This window comes from Thermogemmatispora sp., assembly GCF_042408735.1.
Classification (GTDB): Bacteria; Chloroflexota; Ktedonobacteria; order Ktedonobacterales; family Ktedonobacteraceae; genus Thermogemmatispora.
Window position 1 is genome coordinate 23118 of record NZ_JBHOQV010000020.1, and the last position, 16014, is coordinate 39131.

Genomic DNA, 16014 nt, shown 5'->3' on the forward strand with positions numbered 1-16014 from the left:
GGGCGGCTCGGGAGCTGTAGCTGGATCCTCATTGAAAGCTGTACCTGAATAGCTGCGCTCCAGCGTCTCTTATGAAGAAGGAGCCTGTGGGCAGCCCCCACTCGCCTGTTGCCTTAAGATGAAGTCTTGCTGTTACTCGTAGAGGGAGCACGATCCTCATGAATACACTACGCCGAGCAGCTTCTTATGCGATCACGCCGCGTCAGCTGGAGGTGCTGACCTGTCTGGCTCAGCGCGATCACTGGTCGGTTAGCGAGGTAGCCGCCCTGCTGGGAGTCAGTTCGGCGGCGGCCACCAAGGTTCTGGCCCGTCTGGAGCGCAAGGGGTTGATCACCCGGGCCGCCAATATGCTCGACCGACGCTGCGCAGATATCACCATCACGCGGGCGGCTCGGGCCTTACTGCAGGCGGAAGCTACGGATGAGCGTCCGTAGCCTGCTCCGGCGGGGCTGACTCTGGCGCTGGGGCTGGAGCCGACTCAGGGGGGGCCGCTTGGGCAGGCTCGGCGCTGGCGGTCCTGGCCTGGTTCCCGGCGGCCTCAGCGACCGCTGTGGTGGGCGTTCCTTTCAGATAGCCGCGCTCCTGCGCGTAGCGCCAGAGCGATTTCTGCAACTGGCGGCGCGCGCGCGAGATGCGGCTCATGACCGTGCCGATAGGGATCTGCAGAGCCTCGGCGATCTCCTTGTAAGAAAGGCCCTCGATATCGGCCAGGATGACTGGCATGCGGAAATTGGGAGGTAGCTCCATCAGCGCGTTGTAGACGTCCTCGTCGAGGTAGCGCTGCAGGACTTCATCCTCTGCGCCAGCGGTGACCTCGTTGCCGGCCAGGTCCTTGATGCGGTTGTACAGGTAGAACTCTTCTCCCTCGGGCAGCGAGGCGGTCGCCGGATGGGTTGACTGGCGCCGGTAGTGATTGATGGCTGTCGTGTTCAAAATGCGGAACAGCCAGGCCCGCAGGTTGGTGCCGGGATGGTAGGTATGGGCGAAGCGGAAGGCTTTGAGCATGGTCTCCTGGACCAGGTCTTCGGCCTCCTGGGGATTATTGGTCATCCGTAGCGCCGTACGATAGAGGCTGTCAAGCTGAGCCAAGACGCCTGCCGTGAAATCCTCTCGGGGGAGCGCTGGCCTCTTCCCAGCTGCATCGCTTCCGGTATTCACTGGAGTATTGACAGAAGTGATAGGCTGTTCGGACATGCAAATCTCCCTCTATCCTCTCTCAACCGGACGACCACTGTTGCCTTGTCTCGCTGCTGCGATGGAGTTTGCAACAGGGAAAGGAGCAGAGTCGGCCTGCAACAGCATGGCAGGCCGTCGCTGATGCTCTATCCTAGGAGGCGGCTCCGTGCACTTCTGCGGTGCGTAAGCGGTGGTTACCTTGATTGCGGTGCCAGCTCTGTCAGGGCTTTCGCTTTCAGCAGAACCTGCCTGTCGGAGGCACCCCTCTGCACGGGAGCGCAGCATTCGATACCTCACTAGACAATAGGCTGTTTTTAGTATAGCCGATAGAGCGCTCTTCAAGCCAGTCCTTTCGCATCAAGCAAGGAGGCGGGGAAGCCTGCCTGCCTGCCTGCCTGCCGCCGATCCTCGTTGCCAAGGTCCCCTACTACAGACTGCGGATGAGAGGACAAGGCTCTGAGCCGTCTAAGTTCCCGCATCCAGTTCTGGCTCTCAGGAAGCCCCTCACGGAAACCAGCCCCTGGCCCGGACTCGAGCCTGTATTTTTCTCCACTTCCTGTGGACAACATACCAGAAAAGGAGAGCGTGGTCAACCGTTTAAGTTAAGGGAAAGGGGCTGGCCATTGGCTGGAGCGCCGCCTGGGCTGGCCCGTGCGCCAGCCGACTCGCTCTGGCCCGAACTTGCAGGAAGCCGACCAGGGCAGGACAAGGAAGCTTTCTCCGGGGAATGAAAATCACCCTGCCCTCTGTTAAAATGAACAGATAAGAAAACCAGCCTTGATACTTCAGGAGAGAGAGCGAGTGAACAACCATGAATTGCGTTGAAGCGATAGCTCGTCTCCATCTGTATATCGACCGGGAACTCAGCGCCGAGGAGATTATCACGGTCCAGCAGCATCTGGCTCGCTGCTCGCAGTGTGAGAGCCGCTTTCGCTTTGATGAGCGTCTCAGAAGGCTGATTCATGAACGCTGTAGGATTGAACGTGCCCCTGCTCATCTGCGCGAAGCTGTGATGCGCATTGCTCAGACGCCCCCCGGTGAGCCACTGGAACTTGATCCCGAGCTTGAGATGGAGCTGAGAGCGGATATCGCTCTGGAAGAGTTTGTCGAGTGAGCAGACTGGCTGGTTGGCCCGGCTCGCTGGTCCCAGTTACGGGCGAGCCAGGCTATGATCCCCGCAGACAGCAGCAGAGTGCTGTTCCCCTGCCTTCTGGTCTCTCTGTTTCTCTGTCTCGTCTGTCTGCCCGCCTGCGCTGGTCCAGTCTTCTTTTTCTTGTTAACTCTTCTTCCGCCTGACCAGCGCGCTCTGTGAGAGCCTGGTCCCTGTTTCAGGAAAGCAAGCCGGCGCGGAGACATTGGCGCTCCCTCCCTGCCCTGGCTGTTGGGGAAAAGGCAGCTAGCTGTCTCCTCACCGGCTTGAAACCTTGCCCCAGTAGCCGACCAGATCGATCGGTGGGTGGCCGCTCTGGCCAGGCTCAGAGGCTCAGACCCCAGTTAAAGTAGTGGTTGAGGGCAGGCAGCAAGTTGAAAAAGATCGCCAGCCCGGCCAGCGCCATAATGAGGCCCGTGGCCACCTCGATCTTGCCCAGGTGCGGCTTGAGGAGCTTGAGGGCCGCACTGACCTGGTTCAGGCCCAGTCCGAGCAGCAGGAAGGGCAGCCCCAGCCCCAGAGAGTAGCTCAGCAGTAGCAAGACGCCTTCCCGCAGCGTCGCCGCGTTGGCGGCCAGGCCGAGAATGCTACCCAGAATCAGGCCGACGCAGGGGGTCCAGCCGATGGCAAAGACCAGCCCGATGACGAACGAGGCCAGCGGACCAGGGCGCGCCGGGTGAAACTCAAAACGTTTCTGACGCGAGAGCAGCGGAAGCTGAAACAAACCCGTGAGATGAAGACCGATGATAACGAGTAGAACGCCGCCGATCTCGCGCAGCAGGAGCTGATTGGCGCGCAGGAAGGAGCCGAGGGTGCTGGCCGTCGCGCCGAGGGCGACGAAGGCGCAGGTAAAGCCCAGGACGAAGAGCGCGGCATGGAAGAAGGTGGTCAGGCGTGCCGTCAGGCTGGCGCCTTCGCGGCTGGACTGGTAAACGCTCTCACCCACCAGTTGCGCCAGGTAGATAGGCACCAGTGGCAGGACGCAGGGCGAGAGAAAAGAGGCCAGTCCCGCCAGAAAAGCAACACCGATGCTCACTTGCGAACCCATAAAAGCGTCTTCTCCTCAAGCAACGAAGCACTAAGCCTGGATAAGATCCGCGGGCGATCCTCAAGCGGTCGCTCGTAGTATAGCGAAGATTGGCTATCCCTGCAAGGCGACCTCCGCCGAGCTGGCGAAGCGAGGCGGGCGGAACTAGCCGCCGTGGGCATAGCCGTCGCCGGGCGGCAGGGCAGGACCTGGCTCCTGCTCGCCTCTGCCTGAGCGCCCGAGCAAGCGCTGGAGCTGCTGCCAGAGGCCACCCTTGTCTAGCTGATCCTCGGGCGCCAGAGTAGTTTCACTCGCTCCTCCTCCTGTTTCGGAAGCGGGACCTGCCTTCATGAGGGTGCCTGGTCCCTGGGATCCCTCCAGCAGCGGGGCGTAGCCTGGGCCAGCCGGTCCCGCTGGGCCGTGGCGTCCAGGGGAAGGCTCAGACGGGAACTGGGCTGTTGGCAGCTGAGCCGCGGAGCGCTGGGCCCGCCACTCGTTGAACGAGGGGCGCTGCTCTGCCAGGCGCGGTCGGCGCGGTGGCTGCACCGCGAAGGCCCGTGGATTAGTGGGGGGCAGCGGCGAGAGCGGTCCCCCATTCGTGGGAGCGGGAGGCTCCTCCGCGCGCAGATTGAGCGCACGCAGCTCTTGAGCCATGTGGCGCGCCTGCTCATAGCGCAGCGTCCGATCGCGGGCCAGGGCTTTCAGGATAATCTGCTCCAGGCCCGGGGCTAGCTGGGGGTTCAACCACGAGGGTGGGCGAAGCTGGCCGCTGGTGATGGCCTGTGTCACCTCCGGCAACGTTCGCCCGTTGAACGGACGCTGTCCCGTCACCATCTCGTAGAGGACCACGCCAAGCGCGTAAATATCGCTGCGGTTATCCAGCGGCTGACCCCAGATCTGCTCTGGTGAGGCGTAGTAGATGCTGCCGACCAGGGTCCGAGCCACCGTGATGCGCTGTAGCCCCGGCGCGCGCGCCAGACCAAAATCCATGACCTTAATCTTTCCCCAGCGATCGAGCATCAAGTTCTCTGGCTTGATGTCGCGGTGAATCACGTTGCGCTCGCTGTAGGCGCAATCGAGCGCGTCGGCGATCTGGGCTGCGTACTCAGCGGCCAGGTGCTGGGGAATCTGGCCATCCAGGCGCAGCAGGCTCCCCAGGGTAGGGCCCTGGACGTACTCCATCACAAAATAGAGAACGCCCTTTTGCTCACCAGCGTCGTAGATCTGAACGATATTGGGATGGTTCAGTCCGGCGATGATGCGGGCCTCGCGAATAAAGCGCGCCACGTATGACGTGTCTTTAGCCAGGGCATGAGGCAGAATCTTAATGGCGACATCGCGGCCAAGGGCGAATTGCTTGCCGCGGTACACCATCCCCATCGAACCACGCCCTATTTCTTCTTCCAACAGGTAGCCACCCAGACTCTGTCCTGCCAGTTCATTCATGTGCGTGAACGCACCGGCTCCCTTCCGTGCGATGCCCTCTCAGGCAAGGACTGGAAGGCCAGTGCCCCCTCCATTTCTGCGTTCCTGCAATGACCGGCCTTCCTCCTCCCGCCGCTCGTCAGCCTGCTGCAGCCAGCGGGCAGGGCCGTGGCCAGGCCGGGGAGGAAGAGGCCGTCTTACCATCCCAGGGAGGTGCGCTCGTCGCCTGATAGAGCAGCCGGGCGCACTTCCCTGCTTTCTCCATGATAACATGGCGGTGGTAGCGACGTAATTATTTACGTTCTTCAACGGGGGAGCATCTACAGGGAGGCGCGAAGCTGCCCCAAAAGTCATGTCTTCACTGTTTGGTTGTGTAACAGCAGAATTGTTTCTATTTAAGCATCGTTCTTCTTGTCTCATGGGGTGGTTCGGCGGTGGGACTGCGAGGACGTGGGCGCGGGAGAGAGGACAGGGGCAGGACAGGGGCATCATGCCTGGACACGATGCTGGGCGCGGGTACTCCCGCCTGTCCCGCCCTGGGCAGCGCCTGTTAGCTTAGCAGGGAGAAGAAGGATGGGGCGGGCCGGTGGCTGGCAGCCGAGTCGTGAGCCGACCTGTTTGCCGGTTGGCCGGCCTCGCTGTGAGCTATCTCCTGGCCTGGAGCCTGCCGCGCTCTCGCCAGCGCCACCGCACTCAGTCAAGGTAGTCCTTCAGGTAGCGACTGGCCTGCGGGTGGCGCAGCTTGCGGATCGCTCGCTCCTCGATTTGGCGGACGCGCTCGCGTGTGACTTTCAGCTTACGGCCCACCTCTTCGAGCGTGTGGTCGTGGTCGTCGATGAGGCCGAAGCGCAGCTCGATCACCTGGCGCTCGCGAGTCGTGAGCTGGTTAAGGACCTTGCGGATCTCCTCACGCAGCAGCTGCTGATTGGTGACCTCCATCGGTCCCCGCTCGCGAGCATCCTCGATGATATCGCCCAGCGTGTTCTCCTCCTCATCGGAGAGAGGCGCATCCAGCGAGAAGACCTTTTCTGCCCAGATCAGGAGCTCGTTGACGCGCTCAGGACTCATGCCGAGCCGCTCACCGATACTCTCGGGCGAAGGCTCCCTTCCCATCTCCTGGTAGAGCTGGCGCATGATGCGCTTGACGCGCATGACCTCCTCCATGATGTAGACCGGAAGGCGGACCACGCGCGTGCCCTCCAGGATCGCCCGTGTGATCGCCTGCTTAATCCACCAGGTGGCGTACGTCGAGAAACGGAAGCCCTTCTTGTAGTCGAACTTTGTGACAGCGCGAATAAGGCCGATGTTGCCCTCGCCAATCAGGTCCTCCAGGGAGAGCCCTTGGCCTACGTACTTCTTAGCGATGCTGACCACCAGGCGAAGGTTGGCCATGATGAGCTGGTTGCGTGCATCGCTGTCTCCCTGTTCAGCGCGTTCGGCCAGCTCGGCTTCGCGCGCTGGGGTGAGCAGGGGGATGCGCGAGATCTCTCGGAGGTAGAGGCGCAGGCTATCGCTCTGCGCCAGCGAGGTCAGATCGGCCTCCTCATCCTGCTCTGGCTCCGGTTCCGGTTCCGGCTCCGGCTCTGGTACGAGTTCGCGTTCTGGCTCGGTCGGCTTATCGGCGTCGAACATCACTTTTCGTTCCAAGTACCTGCTCTTCTCTCCCTACCCGGGGCAGGGAGCGGTATAATCCTCTCTTGTGGTCGGCCTGCTGGATCGCCGCAAGAGTGACAGACAGTCCCTTCCTCCAGGAAAGGAAGTAAACGGGCTGCAACTCTCTATACTCTGTTCTTATTGTACGGATACTCACCGCATCTGGCGAACTGTTCGCCTGCTCCCTCTCGTCTCCCTGGCTCCCTCGCTGCACGTCTCTCGGCCTGGACCCTGGCGCCGACCCGCTTTTCCCTTCCGGCCCAGCCCCGGAGCAGGCCCTCTCTCCCGCCAGAGCGGTTGAGCATGGCCTCATTGTACCATACTGACACACGATTGCAAGCCGGACCCTTGCTTGCAATCTCTGTCTATTTATAACATCGCTCCTTGGTGCGTTATTCTCTCCAGTATAGCACGAGCGCGGCGCGGAGGAAATGCCGTCTCTCGAAGAGCGAATGAGAAGGGAAAGGCGAGGGCGCTGTCCTGACTGCCCATGGCTGAGGAGGGCCAGAGCTTCCCGGGAAGCTGGTCCCAGACCAGCAGATCAGCAGGCAGACAAGCAGGGAGGATAGAGGATGAAAGGCTGCCTTTGCCCGATGCTCCTGCTCGCCTCGACTTCTGGTCTCCACTCTGCGCTTGCTGGTGTACAATAGAATGGGGAATCTGAAGTTGCCAGCAGGACGCTCCGGCTCGTTCCGGGGACCGTCCTTGCTGGGCGAGGCAACGCGCAACGGGATAGCAGGCAGGCAGACAGATAGACAAACAGACAGGCAAACAAACAGGCCAGCGACCTGCGCCGCTTCTCTCGATGATCTGCTACCGCGTGTTGCCCAGGAGAAGGACCGCGAGATGACTTTTCCCCTGCCTTTGAAATCTGGAACGGTCGTCGGAGGCCACTATATTATCGATGGCCTCATTAACCGCGGCGGCTTCGGCTCGGTCTATCGCGGTATCGATACCAGCGAGGGCGACCGTCCTTGCGCTATTAAAGAGACCTACGACGTGACCCCGGCGGCGCGACGCCAGGCGCTGATGGAGGCGGGCATCCTTTTTACTATTAGAAGCAAGCATCTTCCGCAGGTCTATGATGCCTTCGAGGAGGGGGGCCGCTTCTATCTGGTGATGCAGCTCATCGAGGGTCAGAACCTGCTCCAACTGATGCAGGCCCGTGGCTCCCCCTGCCGCGAGCAGGAGGTGCTTACCTGGTTCCTGCCCATTATGCAGGTGCTGCAGGAACTGCATAGCCGCACGCCGGCGGTGGTCCATCGCGATATCAAGCCGGCCAACATCATTTTGACGGTCGAGGGCTACGCCGTTCTGGTAGATTTCGGCGTCACCAAGCTCTATGATCCGGCCAGCGCCAGCCAGACGATGATCAAGGCTGTGACCGAGGGCTTCAGTCCGCTGGAGCAGTATACGGGCACAACGACGCCCCAATCAGACATTTATGCGCTGGCGGCCACGATGTATTATCTGCTGACGGCCACCAAGCCTCCTTCGGCCATCAGCCGCAGTTTGCGCGAGACGCTGCAGCCGCCGCGTGTGCTTAACCCGCAGATCTCGCCGCAGGTCGAGCAGGCCCTGCTGAGGGGCCTGGCTCTCAACCCGGAGGGGCGTTATCGCTCGATGCGCGAGTTTGCCGAGGCTCTCCAGGGAAGGGGCTTTTTCTCGGGCCATGCTGATCCGACGGTGCGTGTCGTAGGGGGGCCGTTGGTCGGATCGGGATCGGGATCAGCGGGGCGGCCCGGAGCTGGGCCGGCGGTAGTCATCAAGGGGGCGCCGCTGCCGGGGGCTGGCCCCTATGCTTACCCTCCCGCGGCTCCCACGCCCGGCAGAGCCCGACGGCAGCCGGCGCCTTCCTCCCTACCTGGCCAGGGAGCGCAGGCCGCCATGATGGCGCCGCGGGCGCTGCGTCCGCTGCCCAGTCCTTTTGGCCAGGGCTGCCTGTGGGGACTGCTGCAGGGGGTTGGCTCGGCCTTGCTGGTTCTTCTGCTGCGGACGCCGGAAGCGCTCTGGTTGGCGCTCGCTCTGGGCTGGCTGTGCTATCTGCTGGCCGGCTTTATGGCGACACGCCGCGGCGGCAGCTCGCTGCGAGGGGCACGAGCCGGCTTCTGGGCCGGTATTTGCAGCACGGTCATCTTCTGGCTCGTCTTTAGCTGCGGCTTGCTGGTCCTGGTAGCCCAGCGCCTTCAGGCGACGCTGCAGCAGGCCGGCCAGCAGGGAATACCAGTCCAGATCGGTCGCGAGCTGACGCGCATTGTCCACCAGGTGGCTCCCTGGCTCTTCTCGTTCCCTTCGCTGGGAGCTGGCTCCAGGGTGCCCGGTCCTCTGCTCTACCTGGGAGGTGGCCTCTTGCTGGCGATGCTCCTCGGCTGGTTGGGGGGTCTGCTTGGAAGGCGAGCCTTTCTCAGTAGCTGGACCCGCGGAAGTGGCTGAGAGGATAGGGGAAGGGGAGAGGCAGCGCGGCGGATGGAAAGGATGAGAGAATGGATGGGGAGAGGAAGGGAGTGAGCTGATGGCGCCTGGGGTGGGTCGCTCGGGCCGGACCCGGACAAAGGGCCTGGTGAGGCTGGCCCGGCGCCCCAGCTATGGTATCATAGGCGCGGGTTGCTTCCGCCTGAGCTGGCCCAACCCAACCTGATCAGACCAACACGAGCAGAGACAGAAGGTGGCACGTACTCAGGTGAATGTGAATGATGCAAGTATGACACAGACACAGAGCGCAGACGAGGAGATCCTTCCTCTTTCCGAGCTGGCGCGTCTGCTCAGCACCGAGCTGCAGCTCTCCAGCGAGCAGATCGCGCGCACGCTCACCTTGCTCGATGAAGGCAACACTATCCCCTTTATCGCCCGCTATCGCAAGGAAGTCACAGGCAGCCTCGATGAGGTCCAGATCCAGGCCATTGCCGATCGAGCCGCAGCTCTGCGGGCTCTCTTCGAGCGCAAGGCCGATGTTCGCCGTTTGATCGCCGCTCAGGGCAAGCTCACGCCAGAGCTGGAGGCGGCCATCATGGCGGCCCGCACCCTGCAAGAGGTGGAAGACCTCTACCTCCCCTACCGGCCAAAGCGCAAGACGCGTGCCAGCGTGGCTCGCGAGAAAGGGCTGCTCCCCCTGGCGGAGCTGATTCTGCAGCAGCCTGAGCTGCCAGGCGACCCGGCCACGGTGCTGGAGGAGCAGGCTCAGCCCCTGCTCTCTGCCGAGAAGGGGGTCGAGACAGCTCTGGAAGCCTATGCGGGCGCACGCGATATTGTGGCCGAGATCGTGGCCGAGGATGCCAATGTCCGCGGCGCCGTCCGCGCCCTCTTCTTCCAACATGCCACGGTCAGCGCCCGCCCTGTCGATCCCGAGGCGCTCGCCGAGAAAGATCCCAAAGGGACCTACCGCATCTACTACGATTTTCACGAAAACGTGGAACGCATGGTTCCTCATCGCGTGCTGGCCCTCAATCGCGCCGAGCGCGAGGAGGTTCTGCGCGTCAGCGTGACGCTCGACTACGAGCAGGCGCGGCCCGCCATCACGGCCTACTATCCCATCAAGGAGACCTCGCCCTTTGCCGCCCAGCTCGCTCAGGCCATCGAGGATGGCTACAAGCGTCTCCTGGCTCCTGCCATGGAGCGCGAGGTGCGCGTCGAGCTAACACGCAAGGCCGAAGAGCACGCCATCGGTATCTTTGCGGCGAATCTGCGCCATCTGTTGCTCCAGCCCCCACTGCGTGGTCACAAAGTGCTGGGCATTGACCCCGGCTATCGCACTGGCTGCAAGCTGGCCGTTGTCGATGAGACCGGTAAATATCTCACCTCGGATACGATCTATCTGCATCAAGAGGAGAAGGCCAGGCAGACGCTGCGCCGCCTGATCGCCGAGTACGACCTCAAGGTTATCGCCATCGGCAACGGCACGGCCTCGCGCGAGACAGAGCAGTTGGTAGCGGGCCTGATTCGCCAGTTGGAGGAAGAGACAGGCCGCCGCGGCGAGATCGGCTACGTGATCGTCAATGAGGCGGGCGCCTCGGTCTATTCCGCTTCCGAGATCGCGCGCCAGGAATTTCCAACTCTGGATGCTACCCAGCGCGGCACGATTTCGATCGCCCGTCGCCTCCAGGACCCCCTGGCGGAGCTGGTCAAGATCGATCCGCGCGCCCTGGGCGTCGGCCTCTATCAGCACGACGTTGACCAGAAAGCCCTGGCCGAGATGCTGGAGCGCGTGGTGGTCTCCTGCGTCAACTTCGCCGGCGTCGACCTCAATTCGGCCTCGGCAGCCTTGCTCAGGCATGTGGCTGGTATTAACAGCCGTGTCGCCGCTGCGATTGTCAGGTACCGCGAGGAGCACGGCCCGTTCCGCTCGCGTGAGGAGCTGCTGAAGGTGCCCGGTCTGGGACCGGCCACCTTTACCCAGGCCGCTGGCTTCCTCAAAATCTCCAACGGCGTCGAGATGCTGGATAACACCTTCATCCATCCCGAAAGCTATCAGGCAGCCCGCGCCTTGCTGGCCATGCTGCCCGCGGGGACCGATGGGGCCCTCAGGCCGGCGGAGCGCGTGGCCCAATTCCGACGCCTGGTCAGGCTTCAAAGCACGCTGGGCCGGGGGCGGCGGCGACATGGCCAGGAGGAAGGGTTGGATGGGGAGCAAGCCGCCTGGGCCGAGATCGCCCGCAAGATCGGTGTGGGACTGCCCACTTTGCTTGATATTTTAGAGAACCTGGAAAAGCCGGGCCTCGATCCGCGCGACGAGCTGCCCCCTCCCATTCTGCGCCACGATGTCCTGAAGCTGGAAGACCTCAAGCCGGGCATGGTGCTCCAGGGGACAGTGCGCAACGTGGTCGATTTTGGGGCCTTCGTGGATATCGGCGTCAAGCGCGATGGCCTTGTCCACATCTCAGAGCTGGCGGACCGCTACGTGCGCGATCCGTTGGCCGTGGTGGCCGTCGGACAGGTGGTACAGGTGCGCGTGCTGGCCGTTGACCTGCAGCGCGAACAGATCCAGCTCAGCATGCGCGGGCTGCGCGCCAGCGCCCACTAGCCCGCTCACGGGGCTGCCTCCATGTCGGTCCGTGCCGTGCGGCGAGACCCATCTCCGCCCTGGCCGCCCAAAAGCCTCTTCCGCGCCTCGGTTCTTGCTCATCGATGGGCCAGAGAGGCAGATCTGGGTAGGCATGGAAGCAGGCAGATTACGCGCTTTTTCCGCGCTCGCGGGCCGCTTTTCTGCTGCAGGCCGCGCCCGCATAGCCTATAGTAGGACTCGGAGTCGGCTGCTGAGGAGCGCAACCCTTCGCAGGCACCAGCGAGGGCCAGGCTCCTTAGCAGCCGCCTTCGTTTTGGCTTTTCCCGTAGCGGGCCTGGGCTGGGGGCTTCAGTCACCCTGCTGGAGCGGGCGCGTCGGTCTGGCGGCCAGCCGTGGTTCCTGGCCGGTGAGACCCTCGAGGAGGGCCAGACCCTTCTGATACAGAAAGCTGGCCCCGAGGCGGTCGGCCTCGCGGATGGCCCGCAAAGCATAAAGGTGGGCCTCTTCCCAGGCGCCTTGCCGTCGGGCAAAGTCTGCCTCGTCGAGGACAAGCGCGGGCACAAAGTAGGGGTCAAGATAGTCGCTGGCCAGCGCGATGAGGGCCTCGAGCGTGGTCCGCGCCCGGACCTGCTCGCCTTGAATGTGGCAGAGCAGAAGCTGAATCTCCAGGCGCAGCGCCCGGTCATAGGGGAGCGTCAGCAGGTGCTCCTGAGAGGTCAGAAGATGCTCAGCGTGGCGCAGGGCCTGCCTGGCTTCTTGCAGGCGGCTCTGGCGATAAGCATAGCGCCCCTGCAGTTTGAGCGCTTCGATGGCTCCGCGCAGATCGCCACATTCCTGACAAATGCGGAGAAAGATATTGATATAGCGCTGAGCCAGTGCCAGATCTCCCTCGCTGCTGGCCAGGACCGCCAGATAGAACCAGGAGCGCGCAAGAAGGCTGCGGGGATGGCCGCCTTGCTTGAGGTCGGGCAGCGTCTCCCTCTGTTGAAGCGCTTGCTGCCCCACTTGGAGGCTCTCCTCGAAGCGCTCACGGGCCTGCTGGAAATGGCCGTGATAGAAGTGAAGCGCGCCGAGGCGTTGCAAAAAGCTGGCGAGAGGAAACAGAGCGGCATGGCGCTGGCCCACCTCGATACCTCGCAGCAGAAGTGGCTCGCTCTCGCTCAGAGGCAGATGGGCCAGCAGACCAAGCAGGGACTGCAGGAGCTGGAGAAAGAGTTCGTCTTGGCCGCTCAGGTATGCCTGGGCGAGTGTCAGGAGAAGCTCGGATTGGCGCCCTTTAAGGGCGGGAATGTCGTATTGCTGCTCTGAGGCAAAGGCCAGCAAGGCCATCTGTCGGCGCTGCTGCTCTTCTTGAACGTAAGCGCGTAGCAAGGGATGAACACGATAACGCCGCTCGCAGAGGCTGGTACCTTCCTCTTCGCCCTCCGCCCTTTCTGCCTCGGGACGAAGATCGAGCAGGGAGCTACGGACCAGGCGTGCCAGATGGGCAGCGGTGCTGGCCAACGGGCGCTGCGCTGGGCTGGCAGGCTCGGCGCTGAGGATCTGGCCGGACTGGAGGCCACTCGCGCAACGCTGCTGCCAGTCAGCCGCCTCGACCAGACTAAAAGGCCTGCTCAGCAAGGGGGCCAGTTGGAGCAGGAAGTCTCTTGTCTCCTGCGGAAGGGTCGCCAGAGCCTCAGAGAGCAAGCGACGCAGCTCTCCCTCGCTATCCAGCAACCCATCGAGCGGCTGCTGTGTGAGACGCTCAGCCAGCAGCTCGCAGGAGATGCCCGCACCGACCGCGGTGGCGGCCAGCTCGATAGCCCGCGGAAGGCCGCCAACGGCCTCACAGATGCGCTCTGCTGCCCGCAACTCGCCGCTGCTTAGGGTTCCTGCGCGGCGATCAAGGAGAGTCAGAAAGAGGGCCAGGGCGTCCGCCGGCGCCAGTGGCTCTAGATGGTAATGGCGAGTAGGCAAAGCGGTCGCTGGCGGGACGATGCGGCTGATCACCAGCATGCTGCTGCCCGTCAGATAGCCACAGCCCTCGCTCTGGCAGTCCCCCTGCTGGCTGCTGTAGGTCAGCAGGACCTCGGCGGCCTGGCGCAGAGGAAAGGGCGAATCCAGGTCATCCAACAGCAGCAGGGTGCGTTTGCCGGCCAGCCTGGTCCGCACCTGATCCAGCAAAGCGCTCATCTCCGCCTCAGAGCAGGGAACCTGGCTTGTCGGAGGCGTTGCCTGCGGTGCCAGCTCCCCACTCGCTTCCTCAGACTGGAGCTGTCGCATGTTCAGCAGGGCGAGCAGACGCTGCAGCAGCGTGCAGAGGCCCGACAAACCCTGGCAGCCGCGCGCGCTGAGGGCCACAATGCCGTCGGGAAAGCAGCGCCGATAACGATTGGCGTCGGTGGCCAGCAGATGGGCCAGCTCGGCGGCCAGGGCGCTCTTGCCAACGCCAGGCATGCCGCTGATAATGTAGATGCCAGGTCCCTCTTCGCGCAAGGCGTGCAGCAGGTGGTGAAGCTCATGGCTGCGACCGAGCAAGCGGGTGGGGCGCGGAGGCAACAAAACCAGCCCAGGCGAGGAAGGCGTGCCCAGTTGCTCGCTGAGAGTAGAGAGCAGCTCGGTTTCCTGGGGACTGAGGTCGTACAGGCCGGCTGCCCGCTGATAGAGCTGCACATCGCGCGGCGTGCGACAGAGGAGGGTGGCCAGAGCGAGAACACGCTGCCTGGTCTTACCGCGGAAGGGATAGTGGAGATGACCGGCCTCCAGTCGCGCCAGAAAGTCCTCGGAGATACCAAGAGTGCGCAAAGCCGGGTCCTGCCGGATCGTCTCAATCAAGGCCCGCTGGCTGTGCCAGCCGCAGAGACGCCGCCGCTTGCTGAACCATTGACCGAACTGGAAGGCGTCCATCCTCTAGACCTCTGTTCCTGCTTCCGCGTGATGAGATGGATGGCGAGCCTGGTCGAGCCTCCCTCTCCGACTACCCTCGCGGCCTGGCCAAAAGGGAGGCCGGCCGGTCCTGCCTGTGTCTGCCAGACTCCCCTGGTGAATGGGCTGGGGCTGGCCCGCTCCAGATGGGGGCTGCCGGCCGGCTTCCTCCCGACTGGGCCGGGGCTGCCCATCGACGTGAGCCGCTCAGGCTGCCATTAGTAGAAACGCCTGGCAGGCCCCAGTGTTGCAAAGAGTGGCCCGAGCGGCCCTGGTGGAGGACGGGGAAGAAGACCTCCGAGGCCAGGGCCGGTCTTTTATTGGGCGAAAAGCGTTCCTCCGTATGAAGGATTCGCTGAGAGGTTACAGAGGTCCTACTGTCAATACGACTTTCCCAGTTGTGCGGCGCTCTGCAATAGCACGGTGGGCATCGGCAGCCTCTTCGAGCGGGAAGGTCTGGCCAACGAAAACCGCTAGCTGGCCAGCGGCCAGGTAGCGGCTCAGCTCCTGCATAGCGAAAGCAACCTGCTGGGGACGGCTGAGCCAGGCGCTGAGCCAGTAACCGATGATAGCCTGGTTCTTGTACATCAGCTGGATCCCGCTGAACTGGGTGATCTCTCCGCTGGCGGCCCCATAGACCACCATGCGACCAAAGGGGGCCAGACAGCGCAGGCTCTGCTCCGCGATTGTGCCACCGACCATCTCAAGCAGGATATCGACGCCGCGCCCATTGGTGGCCTGCCTGACCTGCTCTGCCCAGTCTGGCAGATTGTAGTTGATCGCCTGATCGGCTCCCAGGCGCCGGATATACTCCAGCTTGGTCTCGCTGCTGGCCGTACCGATGACTTGACCGGCCCCCAGCAGGCGAGCGAGCTGGACGGCGAAGGTGCCAACCCCTCCGGCGGCGGCGTGCACCAGCACGCTCTCACCGCTCTGCAGGCGGGCTGAGTCGTGCAAAAGCTGGTAGGCCGTCACGCCCTGGACGGGCAGAGCAGCGGCCCGCACAAAGTCGAGGGTGTCCGGGATCGGGAACACGGTCTCAGCCCTGGCGGTGGCATATTCGGCATAGCCGCCGGTGGCGAAGGCGGCCACGCGCGTGCCCGGAGCAGGCGCGCTGACACCCTCGCCCAGCTCCTCGACCGTCCCCGCCACCTCAAAGCCGAGCGTCATCGGCGTCCGGGTGCGCGTCAGATAGGTGCCCTGACGCTGAGCCAGATCGGCATAATTGACTCCGGCTGCCGCGACCCTGATCAGCACCTCACCTCGTCGCGGCTGCGGTCTCTCAATCTCTTCCAGGCGCATGACCTCCGGTCCGCCAGTTTCATAAATGCGGATCGCTTTCATGGTCCAGTGATCTCCTTGTCTTTGCTGGCATGCTACGCTCCCGTCATCCCGAGCGAGACGGGTCGCGTCTGAGAGCATAGCGCCTCTCATTGTATCCTATGCTAAAGAGACGCTGCGCCAGAGGCAAACAGAGCAAGGCCGTCGGACTGCAGCCAGGCGAGGGGCCACTCCCCTCAATGGGCCAGGCAGAGACTGGTCAGCCACCAGAGAGAGCTTGTCGGCCCGTTTATAACTAAAAACAGAGAGAGCGGGGTATCCCCGGCCTCCTGGCTCCTGGTGAAGGACCCTGGCCAGGCAGGCGACGCTAACGGCCGAGCCAGGCTGGCTGGTGCACGA

The 16014-nt window shown here is 63.2% G+C and carries 10 protein-coding genes; 4 read left to right on the top strand and 6 right to left on the bottom strand.

Features of this window, described 5'->3' with window-relative positions; translation table 11 throughout:
• The first annotated feature begins 158 nt into the window (after window positions 1–158).
• Window positions 159–434 carry a MarR family transcriptional regulator gene (locus ACFMO7_RS01715; RefSeq protein ID WP_376793813.1) on the top strand — a complete coding sequence of 92 codons (276 nt, stop codon included), beginning with the start codon at window positions 159–161 and terminating at the stop codon, window positions 432–434.
• On the opposite strand, the gene ACFMO7_RS01720 is transcribed toward ACFMO7_RS01715, so the two are convergent.
• A complete protein-coding gene (locus tag ACFMO7_RS01720) occupies window positions 415–1194 on the bottom strand; it encodes a sigma-70 family RNA polymerase sigma factor (RefSeq protein WP_376793814.1) in 780 nt (259 codons plus the stop codon). The genes ACFMO7_RS01715 and ACFMO7_RS01720 overlap by 20 nt on opposite strands.
• 793 nt (window positions 1195–1987) lie before the next feature.
• On the opposite strand from ACFMO7_RS01720, the gene ACFMO7_RS01725 reads away from it, so the two are divergent.
• A complete protein-coding gene (locus ACFMO7_RS01725) occupies window positions 1988–2290 on the top strand; it encodes an anti-sigma factor family protein (protein WP_376793815.1) in 303 nt (100 codons plus the stop codon).
• 361 nt (window positions 2291–2651) lie between these two features.
• Here ACFMO7_RS01725 and ACFMO7_RS01730 read toward each other — a convergent pair whose 3' ends face one another.
• The 3 genes from ACFMO7_RS01730 to ACFMO7_RS01740 all read right to left on the bottom strand — a co-directional run bounded on the left by ACFMO7_RS01730 (window position 2652) and on the right by ACFMO7_RS01740 (window position 6425).
• Window positions 2652–3374, bottom strand: coding sequence for a cytochrome c biogenesis CcdA family protein (locus ACFMO7_RS01730; protein WP_376793816.1), 723 nt, complete (start codon window positions 3372–3374; stop codon window positions 2652–2654).
• 144 nt (window positions 3375–3518) lie between these two features.
• Window positions 3519–4799, bottom strand: coding sequence for a protein kinase (locus tag ACFMO7_RS01735; RefSeq protein ID WP_376793817.1), 1281 nt, complete (start codon window positions 4797–4799; stop codon window positions 3519–3521).
• Window positions 4800–5471: 672 nt separating this feature from the next.
• A complete protein-coding gene (locus tag ACFMO7_RS01740; RefSeq protein ID WP_376793818.1) occupies window positions 5472–6425 on the bottom strand; it encodes an RNA polymerase sigma factor RpoD/SigA in 954 nt (317 codons plus the stop codon).
• Between the two features lie 852 nt (window positions 6426–7277).
• Between ACFMO7_RS01740 and ACFMO7_RS01745 the strand changes: the two genes are divergently transcribed.
• Both ACFMO7_RS01745 and ACFMO7_RS01750 read left to right on the top strand, forming a co-directional pair.
• Window positions 7278–8864, top strand: coding sequence for a serine/threonine protein kinase (locus ACFMO7_RS01745; RefSeq protein WP_376793819.1), 1587 nt, complete (start codon window positions 7278–7280; stop codon window positions 8862–8864).
• 268 nt (window positions 8865–9132) lie between these two features.
• Window positions 9133–11448 carry a Tex family protein gene (locus ACFMO7_RS01750; RefSeq protein WP_376793820.1) on the top strand — a complete coding sequence of 772 codons (2316 nt, stop codon included), beginning with the start codon at window positions 9133–9135 and terminating at the stop codon, window positions 11446–11448.
• A 330-nt stretch (window positions 11449–11778) separates the two neighbouring features.
• Here ACFMO7_RS01750 and ACFMO7_RS01755 read toward each other — a convergent pair whose 3' ends face one another.
• Complete coding sequence (locus ACFMO7_RS01755) at window positions 11779–14316, bottom strand: AAA family ATPase (RefSeq protein WP_376793821.1); 2538 nt, start codon at window positions 14314–14316, stop codon at window positions 11779–11781.
• Between the two features lie 381 nt (window positions 14317–14697).
• Complete coding sequence (locus tag ACFMO7_RS01760) at window positions 14698–15678, bottom strand: zinc-binding alcohol dehydrogenase family protein (RefSeq protein ID WP_376793822.1); 981 nt, start codon at window positions 15676–15678, stop codon at window positions 14698–14700.
• Window positions 15679–16014: the final 336 nt, after the last annotated feature.

What these genes read in the sequence shown, in the direction of transcription:
- ACFMO7_RS01725 (WP_376793815.1), top strand. Translation starts at nt 1,988, where the DNA reads ATGAATTGCGTTGAAGCGATAGCTCGTCTCCATCTGTATATCGACCGG.
- ACFMO7_RS01760 (WP_376793822.1), bottom strand. Translation starts at nt 15,678, where the DNA reads ATGAAAGCGATCCGCATTTATGAAACTGGCGGACCGGAGGTCATGCGC.
- ACFMO7_RS01720 (WP_376793814.1), bottom strand. Translation starts at nt 1,194, where the DNA reads ATGTCCGAACAGCCTATCACTTCTGTCAATACTCCAGTGAATACCGGA.
- ACFMO7_RS01735 (WP_376793817.1), bottom strand. Translation starts at nt 4,799, where the DNA reads ATGAATGAACTGGCAGGACAGAGTCTGGGTGGCTACCTGTTGGAAGAA.
- ACFMO7_RS01715 (WP_376793813.1), top strand. Translation starts at nt 159, where the DNA reads ATGAATACACTACGCCGAGCAGCTTCTTATGCGATCACGCCGCGTCAG.
- ACFMO7_RS01745 (WP_376793819.1), top strand. Translation starts at nt 7,278, where the DNA reads ATGACTTTTCCCCTGCCTTTGAAATCTGGAACGGTCGTCGGAGGCCAC.
- ACFMO7_RS01755 (WP_376793821.1), bottom strand. Translation starts at nt 14,316, where the DNA reads ATGGACGCCTTCCAGTTCGGTCAATGGTTCAGCAAGCGGCGGCGTCTC.
- ACFMO7_RS01730 (WP_376793816.1), bottom strand. Translation starts at nt 3,374, where the DNA reads ATGGGTTCGCAAGTGAGCATCGGTGTTGCTTTTCTGGCGGGACTGGCC.
- ACFMO7_RS01750 (WP_376793820.1), top strand. Translation starts at nt 9,133, where the DNA reads ATGACACAGACACAGAGCGCAGACGAGGAGATCCTTCCTCTTTCCGAG.